General features: G+C 65.0%; 15 protein-coding genes. 14 read left to right on the top strand and 1 reads right to left on the bottom strand.

Features of this window, described 5'->3' with window-relative positions:
- The first annotated feature begins 1 nt into the window (after window position 1).
- From LG299_RS00595 to LG299_RS00645, 11 genes are all read left to right on the top strand, one after another.
- Entirely contained in the window at window positions 2-706 is a 705-nt protein-coding gene (locus LG299_RS00595) for a YggS family pyridoxal phosphate-dependent enzyme (RefSeq protein ID WP_404432507.1), read from the top strand.
- Between the two features lie 44 nt (window positions 707-750).
- Window positions 751-1,209: a cell division protein SepF gene (locus LG299_RS00600; protein WP_404432509.1), complete on the top strand. Its 459-nt coding sequence runs from the start codon at window positions 751-753 to the stop codon at window positions 1,207-1,209.
- A gap of 4 nt (window positions 1,210-1,213) precedes the next feature.
- Window positions 1,214-1,513 (top strand): YggT family protein, encoded by a 300-nt coding sequence (locus LG299_RS00605; protein WP_404432511.1) that lies wholly within the window; start codon window positions 1,214-1,216, stop codon window positions 1,511-1,513.
- Between the two features lie 170 nt (window positions 1,514-1,683).
- Entirely contained in the window at window positions 1,684-2,292 is a 609-nt protein-coding gene (locus LG299_RS00610) for a DivIVA domain-containing protein (RefSeq protein ID WP_404432513.1), read from the top strand.
- 8 nt (window positions 2,293-2,300) lie between these two features.
- Window positions 2,301-2,879 carry a signal peptidase II gene (gene lspA / locus LG299_RS00615; RefSeq protein WP_404432515.1) on the top strand — a complete coding sequence of 193 codons (579 nt, stop codon included), beginning with the start codon at window positions 2,301-2,303 and terminating at the stop codon, window positions 2,877-2,879.
- 1 nt (window position 2,880) lies between these two features.
- Entirely contained in the window at window positions 2,881-3,801 is a 921-nt protein-coding gene (locus LG299_RS00620; protein WP_404432517.1) for an RluA family pseudouridine synthase, read from the top strand.
- 154 nt (window positions 3,802-3,955) lie between these two features.
- Window positions 3,956-7,426: a DNA polymerase III subunit alpha gene (gene dnaE, locus LG299_RS00625; protein ID WP_404434754.1), complete on the top strand. Its 3,471-nt coding sequence runs from the start codon at window positions 3,956-3,958 to the stop codon at window positions 7,424-7,426.
- A 77-nt stretch (window positions 7,427-7,503) separates the two neighbouring features.
- On the top strand, window positions 7,504-8,460 hold the full coding sequence (locus tag LG299_RS00630) for a hypothetical protein (protein WP_404432519.1): 957 nt from the start codon (window positions 7,504-7,506) through the stop codon (window positions 8,458-8,460).
- Between the two features lie 22 nt (window positions 8,461-8,482).
- Window positions 8,483-9,793: a histidinol dehydrogenase gene (hisD, locus tag LG299_RS00635; RefSeq protein ID WP_404432521.1), complete on the top strand. Its 1,311-nt coding sequence runs from the start codon at window positions 8,483-8,485 to the stop codon at window positions 9,791-9,793.
- A gap of 12 nt (window positions 9,794-9,805) precedes the next feature.
- Entirely contained in the window at window positions 9,806-10,258 is a 453-nt protein-coding gene (gene nrdR, locus LG299_RS00640) for a transcriptional regulator NrdR (protein WP_404432523.1), read from the top strand.
- A gap of 32 nt (window positions 10,259-10,290) precedes the next feature.
- Window positions 10,291-11,310 (top strand): quinone-dependent dihydroorotate dehydrogenase, encoded by a 1,020-nt coding sequence (locus LG299_RS00645; protein WP_404432525.1) that lies wholly within the window; start codon window positions 10,291-10,293, stop codon window positions 11,308-11,310.
- A 41-nt stretch (window positions 11,311-11,351) separates the two neighbouring features.
- Here LG299_RS00645 and LG299_RS00650 read toward each other — a convergent pair whose 3' ends face one another.
- Window positions 11,352-11,942, bottom strand: a complete 591-nt coding sequence (locus LG299_RS00650; RefSeq protein WP_404432527.1) for a DUF3043 domain-containing protein — start codon at window positions 11,940-11,942, stop codon at window positions 11,352-11,354.
- 47 nt (window positions 11,943-11,989) lie between these two features.
- On the opposite strand from LG299_RS00650, the gene LG299_RS00655 reads away from it, so the two are divergent.
- The 3 genes from LG299_RS00655 to coxB all read left to right on the top strand — a co-directional run bounded on the left by LG299_RS00655 (window position 11,990) and on the right by coxB (window position 14,862).
- Window positions 11,990-13,402: a dipeptidase gene (locus LG299_RS00655; protein WP_404432529.1), complete on the top strand. Its 1,413-nt coding sequence runs from the start codon at window positions 11,990-11,992 to the stop codon at window positions 13,400-13,402.
- Window positions 13,403-13,439: 37 nt separating this feature from the next.
- A complete protein-coding gene (gene erpA, locus LG299_RS00660; RefSeq protein ID WP_404432531.1) occupies window positions 13,440-13,805 on the top strand; it encodes an iron-sulfur cluster insertion protein ErpA in 366 nt (121 codons plus the stop codon).
- Between the two features lie 160 nt (window positions 13,806-13,965).
- On the top strand, window positions 13,966-14,862 hold the full coding sequence (coxB, locus tag LG299_RS00665) for a cytochrome c oxidase subunit II (RefSeq protein WP_404432533.1): 897 nt from the start codon (window positions 13,966-13,968) through the stop codon (window positions 14,860-14,862).
- The last annotated feature ends 1 nt before the right edge of the window (window position 14,863 follow it).

A 14,863-nucleotide genomic window follows, 5' to 3' on the forward strand; every position in this document is an offset into this window, starting at 1 on the left:
CATGCATCCCGATCTCGCCGACCGCCTCGCTGAGGTGGATAGCAGGATCGTGGATGCTGCGCGCAGCGCCGGGAGAGATCCTGGGTCGATCACCCGCATCGTGGTGACGAAGTTTCATCCCGCGTCGCTGGTGCAGGATCTCGTCGCGCTCGGCGTGACCGATGTCGCAGAGAACCGTCAGCAGGAGCTCACCGCCAAGCGAGCCGAGTTGCCGAACGTTCCGGTGACCTGGCACTTCATCGGCCAGCTCCAGAGCAACAAGGCGCGAGCGGTGCGGAACGCAGCATCCGTCGTGCACTCCGTCGATCGTGACAAGGTCGCCAGCGCGCTCGACGCGGCAGCTGACGGTCTCGAGGGTGTGGGTGATGGTGACCCCACGCTCGATGTCTTGTTGCAGATCAACCTCACGGATGACCCTGCCCGCGGGGGAGTCGTCGAAGGTGACCTTGCCGCTTTGGCGGAGTATGTGGCCGGATGCCGCACCCTCCGCCTGCGCGGAATCATGGCCGTCGCGCCCCTGGACGAACCGCCCGCGCTGGCGTTCGAGCGCGTGCGCGGCTACAGCGATCGAGTGCGCACGGTGGTGCCCGACGCTGACTGGATTTCGGCCGGAATGACGGCAGACTTTGCCGAAGCGATCGCTGTAGGTGCGACACACCTACGGATCGGCTCGGCAATCACGGGCCCGCGCCCCGTACGCGGTTAGCCTCGAACTAGACGAGCAGTGCAGCGAGCGATCAGGAGGATGCGATGTCGAACCCGCTCAAGAAAACCATGGTGTACCTGGGCCTCGCCGACGAGGAAGAAGTGTACGACGAGCCGGCTGTGCAGCCCGCGCGTGGTAAATCTTCCGGCCTCGAGAAGGCGGCTCCCATCACGCCGCTGCATCGCCCGACCGTCGTGCGCCAGCCCGCTCCGAGTGCGGTCAGTGAGATCCTCACCGTGCACCCGAAGCAGTACCGCGACGCGCAGGTGATCGCCGAGAGCTTCCGAGAGGGGATTCCGGTCATCATCAACCTGTCGCAGATGAGCGACGCCGATGCGCGCCGCCTGATCGACTTCGCCAGCGGTCTCTCGCTCGGCCTTTACGGCCGCATTGAGCGGGTCACCAGCAAGGTGTTCCTGCTGTCCCCCGAGAACGTCGCCGTCTCAGGCGAGGGTGCCGTCGCGCAGGCTGATCCGGACGCGGTTCCGTTCTCTCAGCCGTAAAGCCTTGGACGTCGTCAGGTTCGTCGCAGCCATTCTCAACGCGGCTCTCGTCATCTACGTTCTCGTGCTCCTCGCGAGACTCGTGTTGGAGTGGATTCCCTTCTTCAACCGCGAATGGCGGCCCAAGGGAGCCGGATTGGTCGCGGCTGAAGTGATCTACACGGTCACTGATCCGCCCATCAAGCTGTTCCGCCGTCTTATCCCACCGTTGCGCGTCGGGGGCATCGCCATCGACTTCGGCTTTGCTCTCACGATGCTCCTCTGCTTCGTTCTCCTTGCGGTCACCCGCGCCTTCATGAACTGACAAGCTCTGCTGACAGACGGCACGGACCTGCGGCACTGACGTAATCCGTCGGTTCGCTTCCACACTCGCTCTCACCCGCGGCTATGCTTGCTTGATACGAACCGGCCCCTTCGGTTGGTTCGGCCCCCGACAAGCTGCCAGCGACTCGAGCGCTCGAAAGAGGAATCACCATGGCTCTGACCCCCGATGACGTCGTCACCAAGCAGTTCCAGCACGTCCGGTTCAAGGAAGGCTTCGACCCGGACGAGGTGGACGACTTCCTCGACGAGATCGTCGTCGAATGGCGCAAGACCATCGCCGAGAACGACGAGTTGAAGGCGAAGCTCGCCGCGCTCGAGTCCGGCGAGTCTGCCCCCGAGACATCCGCAGCTCCCGCCGAGGCCGAGGCTGAGCCCGAGCAGGCTGCTCCGGCGCCGGTCGCCGCTGCGCCCTCGTACGAAGGCGCGGCGCCCGCCGCAGCCACCGCGGGAATCATCGAACTCGCGCAGCGTCTGCATGACGAGCACGTCGCCGAGGGCCAGGCCCAGCGCGACAAGCTCATCACCGATGCCAAGGCTGAGGCAGCCGCGATCATTTCTGAGGCTGAGACCCGCGGACGCGAAGAAGTCGCGCGTCTCGACCGCGAGCGCACGTCGCTCGAGGGTCGCATCACCGAGCTCCGCAACTTCGAGCGCGACTACCGCTCGCAGCTGCGTGGTTACATCGAGGGCAAGCTTCGTGACCTCGAGACCACGGCGACCACCACTGGCGCGACCCCGGTCTCGGCGATCGGCCTGTAGGCCGGCCTTTGACAGGCCGAGCCCCCCAGCCCCGAACTCAGCTTCACCGGGCGGCGGCCGGCATCATCATCGCGGTTCTCGCGGTGCTGGTGCTGGCCGCTGACCAGTTGAGCAAGTACCTCGCCCTCGAGCACCTTCCCCTCGAAGTGAACGTCCCGGTTCTCGGTGATTTCTTGAGCTTCTATCTGGTCAAGAACCCCGGCGCCGCCTTCTCCTTCGGCGCCGGAGCGACCTGGATCTTCACGATCGCCCTCGCGGTCGTCGCTTGCGTCATCGCCTGGCTCGCGATCACTCGTGTGCGCTCACGCGCCTGGGCTGTGATTCTTGGGTTGCTGCTCGGTGGCGTGCTGGGCAACCTCACCGATCGCCTGTTGCGTGAACCGGGCTTCGCGGTCGGCCACGTTATCGACTTCATCAACACTCCGTGGATGTGGTTCTGGATGAACTCGGCGATCTACAATGTCGCAGACATCTTCATCGTCACGATGATGATCGGCGTCGCAGTGCTGGTCATCACCGGTCTGGGACTCGATGGCGTGCGGGAGCGTCGCGAAGACGTTCCTGCCGACTCGTCGCTCGAGGACTGATATGGAGTCACGCAGCTTCCCGGTTCCAGACGGGCTGGACGGGACGCGGGTCGATGCCGCTCTCGCCAAGATGCTCGGCTTCTCGCGGACATTCGCGGCCGAGATCGCCGACGCCGGCGGCGTCAGCCTCGACGGACGGATGCTGGCGAAGTCCGACAAGCTCCGCGCCGGCGGGTGGCTCGACGTCTCGTGGGCTCCCAAGGAAGAGCCGCGGGTCATCCCCGTCGAGGTTCCTGACCTGCGGATCGTTTACGACGATGACGATATCGTCGTGGTCGACAAACCCACAGGGGTCGCCGCGCACCCGTCCGTCGGATGGGAGGGTCCCACCGTGCTGGGGGCACTCGCCGCCGGCGGTTATCGAATCGCCACCACAGGTGCCGCAGAGCGGCAAGGCGTCGTGCACCGCCTCGACGTCGGCACGAGCGGGCTGATGGTCGTCGCGAAGTCCGAAAACGCCTACACCGTGCTCAAGCGCGCGTTCAAGGAACGTACGGTCGAGAAGATCTATCACACGGTAGTGCAGGGGCATCCCGACCCGCTCGCCGGCACAATCGATGCGCCGATCGGGCGGCACCCCAACCACTCATGGAAGTTCGCCGTCACCCCGGACGGGAAGGACTCGGTCACCCACTACGAGACTCTCGAGGCCTTCCGCGGGGCTTCGCTCCTCGAGATCCACCTCGAGACCGGGCGCACGCACCAGATCCGGGTTCACATGGCCGCGCACCGGCATCCGTGCGTCGGCGACCCGCTCTACGGCAGCGACCCTACGATGTCTGCACGTCTGGGGCTCATACGCCAGTGGCTGCACGCGCACGAACTCTCGTTCGCTCACCCGGCCACGGGGGACTGGGTCACCTTCACGTCCCCGTACCCCGACGATCTCTCCCATGCGCTCGAGGTGCTGCGCGCTGACTGACCGAAACTAACCTTCAACTCGAAGGTGAGGCAACCTCGCCGCGCAATCCCGCGGTGCCCGGCGATGGGGCGGCCGCAGCGTCCGAGCCGCTCCGTAAACTCAACGGGTGGCATCCGACTCCTTCGTACATCTGCACGTCCACAGCGAGTACTCGATGCTCGACGGAGCGGCCCGCGTCGGCCCGCTGATTCACGAAGCCAAGAAGCAGGGGATGCCCGCGATCGCGGTCACTGACCACGGCAACACGTTCGGGGCTTTCGAGTTCTACAAGACTGCTACCGAGGTGGGGATCAAGCCCATCATCGGTATGGAGGCGTACGTCACTCCCGGCACGCACCGGGCCGACAAGGCGCGCGTGCGGTGGGGAAGCCCCGACCAGTCCGACGACGACGTCTCGGGTTCGGGTGCGTACACGCACATGACGTTGCTCGCCGAGAGCAACGAGGGCATGCACAACCTCTTCCGCATGTCGTCGTACGCATCGCTCGAGGGCTACTACTTCAAACCCCGCATCGACCGAGAGCTGTTGCAGACGTACGCCAAGGGGGTCGTCGCTACCACCGGATGCGTCGGTGGCGAAGTGCAGACGCGCTTGCGGCTCGGACAGTACGACGCGGCGAAGGCGGCGGCGGCCGAATTTCGCGACATCTTCGGCAAGGACAACTTCTACGCCGAGGTCATGGATCACGGCATCGACATCGAGCGCCGCACGATGAAGGACCTGCTGCGCCTTGCGAAAGAGCTCGATCTTCCCCTCGTCGCCACCAACGACCTGCACTACACCCACCAGCACGATGCCTCCAGTCACGCGGCTCTGCTGTGCGTGCAGTCGGGCTCGACGCTCGATGACCCGAAGCGATTCAAGTTCGAGGGTCAAGAGTTCTACCTGAAGACGCCCGGACAGATGCGCAACATCTTCCGCGACCACCCCGAGGCGTGCGACAACACCCTCGCGATCGCCGAGCGAGTGCAGACGAGCTTCGACACGTCGGCGAACTACATGCCGCGCTACCCGGTTCCTGCCGGCGAGACCGAGCAGAGCTGGTTCGTCAAAGAGGTCGAAAAGGGGCTCCACCTTCGCTATCCAGCGGGCGTTCCCACCGAGGTGCGCGACCGAGCAGACTTCGAAACCCAGGTCATCGCCCAGATGGGATTCCCGGGCTATTTCCTCGTCGTCGCCGACTTCATCAACTGGGCGAAAGAAAACGGCATCCGTGTCGGCCCGGGCCGTGGTTCTGGCGCGGGCTCCATGGCCGCCTACGCCATGAAGATCACCGACCTCGACCCGCTGCAGCACGGGCTCCTCTTCGAGCGATTCCTCAACCCCGACCGCGTCTCGATGCCCGACTTCGACATCGACTTCGATGACCGGCGCCGCGGCGAGGTCATCCAGTACGTCACGCAGAAGTACGGCGACGAGCGCGTCGCGCAGATCGTCACGTACGGGACGATCAAGGCAAAGCAGGCCCTGAAAGATGCGGGGCGTGTGCTCGGCTTCCCGTTCAGCATGGGCGAGAAGCTCACCAAGGCCATGCCACCCGCGGTGATGGGCAAAGACATGCCGCTGGAGGGCATGTTCGACAAAGAGCACCCACGCTTCAAAGAAGCATCCGAATTCCGCGCGCTCATCGAGACCGACCCCGAGGCAAAGACGGTCTTCGATACCGCCGTCGGGCTGGAGAACCTCAAGCGCCAATGGGGTGTGCACGCGGCCGGTGTGATCATGTCGAGCGAACCGCTCATCGACATCATCCCGATTATGAAGCGCGAACAGGACGGCCAGATCGTCACGCAGTTCGACTACCCCGCGTGCGAGTCGCTCGGCCTCATCAAGATGGATTTCTTGGGGCTGCGTAACCTCACGATCATCGACGATGCCCTCGACAACATCAAGGCCAACCGCGGCGAGACGCTCGTCCTCGAAAACCTCGCTCTCGATGACGTCGCATCGTACGAACTGCTCGCGCGAGGCGACACCCTGGGGGTTTTCCAGCTCGACGGTGGGCCGATGCGCAGCCTGCTCCGGCTCATGAAGCCTGACAACTTCGAAGACATTTCGGCCGTGCTGGCCCTCTACCGCCCGGGGCCGATGGGCGTGAACTCTCACACCAACTACGCGCTTCGCAAGAACGGCCTGCAAGAGATTGAGCCGATCCACCCCGAACTCGAAGCTCCGCTCGCTGATGTGCTCGGAACCACGTACGGTCTCATCGTCTACCAAGAGCAGGTCATGGCTGCAGCGCAGAAGCTTGCCGGCTTCAGCCTCGGCCAGGCCGACATCCTGCGTCGCGCGATGGGCAAGAAAAAGAAGTCTGAACTCGACAAGCAGAAGGAGGACTTCTTCGGTGGCATGACGACGAACGGCTATAGCCCCGCGTCGCAGGAGGCCCTATGGAAGGTGCTCGAGTCATTCGCTGACTACGCCTTCAACAAGGCGCACACGGCCGCGTACGGACTTATCGCCTACTGGACGGCCTACCTCAAGGCGCATTTCCCCGCCGAGTACATGGCTGCCCTTCTCACGAGCGTCGGCGACGCGAAAGACAAGCTCGCCGTCTACCTCAACGAATGTCGCCGAATGGGCATCAAGGTTCTGCCGCCTGACGTGGGGGAGTCGATTCGCTATTTCGCCGCCGTCGGCGAAGACATTCGCTTCGGTCTCGGCGCGATCCGCAATGTCGGCACCAACGTCGTCGACGGGATCGTCACCGCGCGTGCCGATGACAGTTTCGTCAGCTTCCACGACTTCCTCACCAAGGTGCCGATGCACGTGGCGAACAAGCGGACGGTCGAGTCGCTGATCAAGGCGGGAGCGTTCGATTCGCTGGGTTCGACGCGCCGCGCGCTGATGGAGATCCACGAAGACGCGACCGAGTCCGCCGTCGAGACCAAGCGCAAGGCGGCGACCGGGGCGATCGGTTTCGACTTCGACAGTCTGTATGACGAGGCCGAAGAGGTCATGCCGGCCAAGGTGCCCGATCGACCCGAGTGGACCAAGAAAGACAAGCTCGCTTTCGAACGCGAGATGCTCGGGCTCTATGTGTCGGACCATCCGTTGGCCGGCCTCGAGATTCCCTTGGCGAAGCACGCGTCGACGTCGATCCACGACCTCCTCGCCTCTGATGAGGTGAACGACGGCGATCAGGTCACCGTCGCGGGACTCGTGACGAGCGTGCAGCATCGTGTCGCCAAGTCCAGCGGCAACGCCTACGGAATGATCACCGTCGAAGACTTCAACGGGGAGGTCACGGTCATGTTCATGGGCAAGACCTACACCGAGTTCCACTCGCAACTGGTCGGGGATTCGATCCTCGTCGTTCGCGGGCGCGTCTCGCGACGTGACGATGGGCTCAATCTCCACGCGCAGTCGGCTTTCTCGCCGGACTTGGGGGCGATGGATGCCGCAGGCCCCTTGACTCTCGTGATGCCCGAACATCGTGCCACCGAGGGTGTCGTGGGCGAGTTGGCCTCGATGCTGCACCGCCACAGGGGCGACACCGAAGTGCGGTTGCGGCTCCACAAGGGATCCGTCGCGAAAATCTTCGAACTTCCGCACCAGGTGACAGTGACGGCCGACCTGTTCGGTGAGCTGAAGGGTCTGCTCGGACCGCAGTGCCTGGGGTAAGACTCGCCTGCTCCCATAGGACCCGCGGGTAGGATCGGCAAACGTGCGCCGCGTGAGCGGCATCGGAAAGGACTATCGTGACCGACGAAAATCAGAACGAGTACCCGAACCAGGGCGCCGACCCCTTCGCCTCGCGAATCGACAACGCGGGTGCGACCGCGGGTGACACGGTGACCGACACCTCGGCCGACACCGCCGCCGAGAAGCCCCAGTACGGCGTCGGCCCCTTCTCGATCCGTGAAGTCGCCCTTACCGGTCTGTGGCTCGTGGCCTTCATCGTGTCGTTCTTCTCGGTGAACAATCTGCGCTTCGAATCCGTCTGGACATCGGGCCTGCTCTGGGTACTCACGATCGGTGTGCCCACCGCGGCTGTGTTCTTGATCGTCCTTCGTCGTCTTTCACCCGAGGGCATCCGGCGGGTGGGCTCGCTCGGAATCGACCAGTTCGCGTCGGTCGCGTTCGTGGTCTCGAGCGTCGTATGGCTGCAGCTCGTGTGGGAGACGGTCGCTGTCGTTGCGCAGGACGGTCCCTGGCTGCGGAGCTGGGTGATCTGGGTGGAGCTCTTCCTGATGCTCGCTGGCGTCTTCCTGACTGCGTTCGCACCCTTCATCGCGCCCTTCGACGAGGACTTCCGAGGACGCCGCGAGATTCCGGCACACCGCAACGCGCGCCCGATTCGCGCCGTCACGCCCCGCCCGGCGCCCACTCCGCGCGCGGAGCCCGAGACGGGCGAGGCTGCACCGGCTACCTCAGCTTCTCCGTACGCGACCGCGACTCAAGAGTGGACCTCTCCCGTCGAAGAGGATCGCGTCACGAGCCCGGTAGAGGACGAGCCCGCTCCGCGCCAGCAGGCGTTCTGGGCGCTGGCGCCCGAAGAGCGCGATGTTGTGGACGAGAACGGCACCACGCTCTTCCAGGTCGGACCCACGGCGTGGGCATTGGTCATCGAAGATCGCGGCGAGTCGTTCGTCATTCGTCACGAAGATGGCACCATCGGCTACTTGAACGATGTCGAAGGGGTCACCCGAGGCTGATTCTGCGCGCTAGCGTAGACGGATGCTTCGCACGATCGATCTCCGTGGCCGCGCCCTGTCGCGCGCCGAGCTTCTTGCCGAGGTTCCGCGCGCGACATCGGCGCGAGATGAGGCGCTGAACATCGCCGCTGGACTCGTCGCGGACGTGGCCACTCACGGTGAGTCTGCCCTTCGGGAGCAGGCCGAGCGCTTCGATGGAGCGTCCGGCCACGCTGTCCGTGTTCCCGCTGCGCACCTGACCGAGGCTCTCGAGGCCCTCGATCCTTCGGTGCGCGAAGCGCTGGAGATGGCGATCTCGCGGGTGCGCGAAGCATCCGCAGCCCAAGTGCCCGCGCCGATCATGACCGAACTCGGTCCCGGTGCGCGGGTGTGGCAGCGCTGGCAGCCCGTGCGACGCGTCGGACTGTACGTGCCGGGCGGCAAGGCCGTGTACCCGTCCAGTGTCGTGATGAACGTGGTGCCCGCACAGGTGGCCGGCGTCGCAGAGATCGCGCTCGCCTCACCCCCGCAACGCGCCTTCGACGGCCGCGTGCACCCGGTCATCCTCGCGGCAGCGGAATTGCTCGGCGTCACCGAGGTCTACGCGATGGGCGGAGCGGGTGCGATCGGTGCCTTTGCGTACGGCGTCGCCTCGCTGGGTCTGGAGCCGGTCGATGTCGTCACTGGCCCCGGCAACAACTACGTCGCCGCGGCCAAGCGCGCCGTCGCGGGGCGCGTGGGGACCGATTCCGAGGCCGGTGCCACAGAGATCCTCATCGTCGCCGACGACAGCGCCGACCCGCGGCTCGTCGCTGTCGATCTCATCAGTCAGGCCGAGCACGACGAACAGGCGTCGGCCGTGCTCGTGACGGCTTCTGAGGCACTCGCGACCGCAGTTCAGGTCGAGCTTGCGCCGCGCGCCGCGGCCACTCGCCACGCTGATCGTGTTGCGGCGGCACTGAGCGGCCCGCAGTCGGCGATCGTGCTCGTGGACGATGTCGCTGCGGCGACGGAGTTCAGCAACGCGTACGCACCGGAACACCTCGAGCTCCACCTCGCCGAACCCCGCCCCGAGGACTTCGTCCACGCCGGAGCAGTCTTCGTCGGGCCCGATTCGCCCGTGAGCCTGGGGGACTACCTCGCTGGCAGCAACCACGTGCTGCCCACCGGTGGGCAGGCGCGCTTCGCGGCCGGACTGTCGGCAGCGACCTTCCTCCGCCCGCAGCAGGTCATCGAGTATGACCGCGCGGCCCTGGGCGTCGTGCGTGCGGGCATCGTCACCCTGGCCGAGGCGGAGCAGCTTCCCGCGCACGGCGAAGCGGTAGAAGCACGCTTCACGGCTCTGAAGGCATAGTCTGGCCGAGCCATGCATTGCCCGTTCTGCCGTCACCACGATTCGCGCGTCATCGATTCGCGTACCAGCGACGACGGTCTCAGTATCCGTCGTCGCCGTCAGTGTCCCGAATGCGGCGGCCGTTTCTCGACGATCGAGACCGCAAGCCTCAACGTGATCAAGCGGTCGGGCGTCGTGGAGCCGTTCAGCCGCGAGAAGGTCATGTCGGGCGTGCGCAAGGCATGTCAGGGTCGCCCGGTGACCGAGGCAGACTTGGCCGTGCTCGCCCAGAAGGTCGAAGAGTCTGTGCGTCAGACCGGATCCTCGCAGATCGACACCAATGAGATCGGCCTGGCGATTCTCGGTCCGCTCCGAGAGCTCGACGAGGTCGCCTACCTGAGGTTTGCCAGCGTCTACCAGGCCTTCGATTCGCTCGAAGACTTCGAAGGCGCGATCGAGCTCCTGCGCGCCGATCACCCGCGCTGACCCCCGCTCACGCACCCGATATCCTGGAGCGGATGTATCCCCTCCTCTTCCGCGTCGTCCTCGCCCGTATGGATCCTGAGACGGCCCACCACGCCGGCATGGCGGTCATCCGGCTCCTCGGGGTTCGACCCTTCGCGTGGGCGACTCGAGCGCTGACCAGACCCGATTCGAGCCTGCGCACGCAGGTATTGGGCCTGAACTTCGATTCTCCCTTCGGCGTGGCCGCGGGGTTCGATAAGAACGTCAAGGGTGCACAGGGCCTCTGGGCGCTCGGCTTCGGTCACGTCGAAGTCGGCACCGTGACCGCGATTCCGCAGGACGGAAACCCGCGCCCGCGGCTCTTTCGCCTGATCGCCGACCGCGCCGTCATCAACCGCATGGGCTTCAACAATGCGGGGGCGGATGCTGCGGCCAGCCGACTTCGTAAGCTCCGGGCGAAGAAGCACCGTGCCGTGATCGGCGTCAACATCGGCAAGAGCCGGGTTGTCGAGGTTGAAGACGCGACTGCCGACTATGTCCGCAGCGCGGCCCTGCTCGCGCCCCTCGCGGACTACCTCGTCGTGAACGTGTCTTCGCCGAACACCCCGGGCTTGCGCGGCTTGCAGGCGGTCGAGACGCTGCGTCCGCTCCTCGAGGCCGTGCGGCAGACGGCCGGCGCTACGCCCCTGCTTGTCAAGATCGCTCCCGATCTCGAAGACGACGAAGTCGAGGCCATCTCACGCCTCGCGGTCGAACTCGGGCTTGCCGGTCTGATCGCCACGAACACCACGATCTCGCGTGCGGGCCTAAACACTGATCACGCAGTGGTCGGCGCAGCCGGTGCCGGTGGGCTCTCTGGTGCGCCGCTGAAGGCGCGCGCGCTGCAGGTGCTCCGCCTTGTGCGCGCCGCGGTTCCGTCCGAGTTCGTCGTGATCTCCGCAGGCGGCGTCGAGACGGCCACAGACGTGCAAGAGCGAATGGATGCCGGCGCCGACCTGGTACAGGGATACACGGCGTTCCTCTATCGCGGCCCACTGTGGGCTCGGCAGATCAACAAGTCGCTGACGCGCTAGTTGAGGGCGAAGGGCTGATGCGCTAGCTGAGAGCGAGGGGCTCAGGCCGGGTGCTGCCCGCGCTTGACCTGTGGCTTGGGCAGGCGAAGGAAGCGCATCTGGATGCTGCGCATGGCGGCGTACCACCCCAGACCCTTTTCGGTCTTGTCGCCCCACTTGGCCCGCGCAGCCTTCTTCACGCGGTAGGACGTGAGCACCATGTCCCCGATGACGAAGAATATGAAGATCCACAGCCCCACGAAGGCCCAGTACTGGATGCCGAGCACGGGGATGAAGGTCGCGAGGATGACCACGACCATGGCTGGCATGACGGCTTCACCCAGGTGCCATCCGGAATCGACGAAGTCTCGGACGAACTTGCGCTGAGGACCCTTGTCCCGCGCCGTGAGGTACTTGTCGTCGCCAGCCGCCATTCCGAGCCGTGCCTTCTCGCGCTGCGCGGCGAGGTCGGCCTTGGCGCGGTCCTTGGCTTCTTTCGTGTCTGGCACGAGCGGTCGCTTGCGCGCGGCCTCTTGCTCCGCACGTGAGGGCGTTGCGCGGCCCTTGCCGGAGGCGTCCACGGGGACGCCGTTGAGCATGGTTCCCTCGGACGGAGAGTCTTTGGGAGTGGGTGCGACAGGTGTGGTGGCCACGGTTCATCCTCGGAAGTGCGTAATGGGTTGCTCCTAAGATTACCCGCATGACATCTGAGTACACCCGAGCACAGGCGGTCCGCGAAGCCGCGACCAACGGTATCCCCGCAGCCCTCGCCGATCTAGGCAGCCTCGTGCGCATTCCGTCGGTCGCTTTCCCGGGCTTCGATCCAGCCGAGGTGCGTCGTAGCGCCGAAGCCGTGGCAGCTCTGGCCGAAGGCCTCGGCATCTTCGACAGCGTCCAGATCAGCGACTCTGCCATTCCGGGTACCGACGAGCGCGGCATGCCCGCGGTCCTCGCCTCGCGCGCGGCCCGCAATGGGCGGCCGACGATTCTCTTGTACGCCCACCATGACGTACAGCCGGTCGGCGATGAAGCCCTCTGGGACTCCCCGCCGTTCGAGCCGACCGTGCGTGGCGGGCGGATCTATGGTCGTGGTGCGGCCGACGACAAGGCCGGTGTCATGGCGCACATCGGCGCGCTGCGCGCTCTGACCGAAGCTCTCGGCACGGACTTCGATCTCGGCGTCGCGCTGTTCATCGAGGGCGAAGAGGAAGCCGGGTCACGGTCGTTCGCACAGTTCCTCAGCGATCACGCCGACGCACTCCGCGCGGACGTCATCGTGGTCGCCGACTCGGGCAACTGGGACGACAGAACGCCCGCGTTGACGGTCACCCTGCGCGGAAACGCGCGGTTCACCATGAGTGTGCGCACACTCGACCACGCATCCCACTCGGGCATGTTCGGGGGAGCGGTGCCGGACGCGATGATGGCGACGGTGAAGTTGCTCGCGACGCTATGGAACGACGACGGGTCGGTAGCGGTCGAGGGTCTCCACAGCCGGGTGGCTGAGACGCCGGAATATACCGAAGAGACGCTTCGAGATGAGGCAGGGCTTCCCACCGGGGTCAGTCCGATCGGGACGGGATCGATCCTGGATCGCATCTGGAACCAACCCACCGTCACGGTGACCGGAATCGACGCACCGTCGGTCGTAAACGCTTCCAACACGCTGAGCCCCGAAGTCTCGGTTGTCATCAGCTCACGAGTCGCGCCCGGCCAGAAGGCTCAACAGGCCTACGCGGCGCTGGAAGCGCACCTGCAGGCTCACTCTCCGTACGGCGCGCAGATCTCGTTCCGAGACGTCGACTTCGGAGACGGCTTCCTCGTCGACACCAGCGGATGGGCGGTCCAAGTCGCCCGCGAAGCATTGCACGAGGGGTACGGTGTCGAGCCCGTCGATCTGGGGGTCGGGGGATCGATCCCGTTCATCTCAGACTTGGTCCGCGAGTTCCCCGAGGCGCAGATTCTGGTCACCGGTGTCGAGGATCCGCACGCCCGCGCGCACAGCCCCAACGAGTCGCTGCACATCGAGACTTTCCGCCATGCGCTGATCTCAGAAGCGCTGTTACTCGAGAAGCTCGATGCGCGGGAGCCCGCTTCGGGCAACACGGCGTAGAATCGAAGCATCCCGCCGCCCATTCTCCGGAGGAATCATGACGGACACTGCACTCTCCACTGAAACGACCGAAGCCGCCCACGGCGTCTCGCTGACCGAGGCCGCAGCGCTGAAGGTGAAGAGCCTCCTTTCGCAGGAAGGCCGCGACGACCTGCGTCTGCGCGTTGCAGTTCAGCCGGGCGGATGCAGCGGTCTGATCTATCAGCTCTACTTCGACGAGCGGTACCTCGACGGCGACAAGACCGTCGACTTCGATGGCGTCGAGGTCATCATCGATGACATGAGCGTTCCGTACCTGGATGGGGCGACGGTGGACTTCAAAGACACCATTGCCGAACAGGGCTTCACGATCGACAATCCCAACGCTGCGGGCAGCTGCGCGTGCGGTGACAGTTTCCACTGATCACATCAAATTTTCGGCCGGGTCAGCCTCCTCACATGGGCGGCTGACCCGGCCTTTTGTGTCGGTCGAGACACGACCGAACCTGAGCGGATGGCCCGAATCCCCTGGGTGGTTGCCCTAGACTGGCGGGAGTCCTATTCGCGACCCGGAAAGGTGCACCGTGCCCTCGAAACGCCGCCTCCGCTGGGCTGTTCTCCCGGTCGGGATTGCAACGGCAGCCATCCTTGCGGGGTGCACCCCGACCGAGCTCAACGGCTATCTCCCGGGCTTCCTCGCGGGTGAAGAACCAGCAACGAACCACACCGAGATGGTGTCCGGTCTGTGGGTGAACTCCTGGATCGTCCTCCTCGTCGTGGGCGTCATCACCTGGGGTCTGATGGGCTTTGCCGCCATCGCCTACCGCCGCCGCAAGGGCCAGTCAGGCCTGCCGGTTCAGCTTCGGTACAACATGCCGATCGAGATTTTCTACACGATCGTGCCGTTGATCCTCGTGCTCGGCTTCTTCGCCTTCACCGCTCGCGACCAGACGATCCTCGAGACCCAGTACGACGATCCCGACGTCTCGATCGTCGCGATCGGCAAGCAGTGGGCGTGGGACTTCCAGTACAACGGCGAAGACGAAGACAACGCCGATGCGGTGTGGACCATGGGCGTCCAGGCCAAGACCGACGAAGCGGGCACGGTCATCAGCGAACTGCCGACACTCGTTCTTCCCGTTGACAAGACGGTCAAGATCAACCTTCAGTCACGCGACGTCATCCACTCCTTCTGGATCATCGACTTCCTCTACAAGAAGGACATGTACCCAGGCCGAGACACGAACAACTGGTCCTTCACTCCGACGCGTGAAGGCACGTACGCCGGGAAGTGCGCCGAGCTGTGTGGTGAATATCACTCGATGATGCTGTTCAACGTCGAGGTCGTCAGCGAGGCCGAGTACGAGGACTATCTCGATGGCCTGCGCGATGCCGGTCAAACCGGTGACATCAACGACGAGTACGACCGACTGCAGAACCTTCCCGGCACTGATGGTTCGGCCACAGAAGGAGAGGACTGAT

The sequence above is a fragment of the Microbacterium lacus genome, assembly GCF_044794305.1.
Lineage (GTDB): Bacteria > Actinomycetota > Actinomycetes > Actinomycetales > Microbacteriaceae > Microbacterium > Microbacterium lacus_B.

What these genes read in the sequence shown, in the direction of transcription:
- LG299_RS00595 (WP_404432507.1), top strand. Translation starts at nt 2, where the DNA reads ATGCATCCCGATCTCGCCGACCGCCTCGCTGAGGTGGATAGCAGGATC.
- LG299_RS00600 (WP_404432509.1), top strand. Translation starts at nt 751, where the DNA reads ATGTCGAACCCGCTCAAGAAAACCATGGTGTACCTGGGCCTCGCCGAC.
- LG299_RS00610 (WP_404432513.1), top strand. Translation starts at nt 1,684, where the DNA reads ATGGCTCTGACCCCCGATGACGTCGTCACCAAGCAGTTCCAGCACGTC.
- LG299_RS00620 (WP_404432517.1), top strand. Translation starts at nt 2,881, where the DNA reads ATGGAGTCACGCAGCTTCCCGGTTCCAGACGGGCTGGACGGGACGCGG.
- dnaE (WP_404434754.1), top strand. Translation starts at nt 3,956, where the DNA reads ATGCTCGACGGAGCGGCCCGCGTCGGCCCGCTGATTCACGAAGCCAAG.
- hisD (WP_404432521.1), top strand. Translation starts at nt 8,483, where the DNA reads ATGCTTCGCACGATCGATCTCCGTGGCCGCGCCCTGTCGCGCGCCGAG.
- nrdR (WP_404432523.1), top strand. Translation starts at nt 9,806, where the DNA reads ATGCATTGCCCGTTCTGCCGTCACCACGATTCGCGCGTCATCGATTCG.
- LG299_RS00645 (WP_404432525.1), top strand. Translation starts at nt 10,291, where the DNA reads ATGTATCCCCTCCTCTTCCGCGTCGTCCTCGCCCGTATGGATCCTGAG.
- LG299_RS00655 (WP_404432529.1), top strand. Translation starts at nt 11,990, where the DNA reads ATGACATCTGAGTACACCCGAGCACAGGCGGTCCGCGAAGCCGCGACC.
- erpA (WP_404432531.1), top strand. Translation starts at nt 13,440, where the DNA reads ATGACGGACACTGCACTCTCCACTGAAACGACCGAAGCCGCCCACGGC.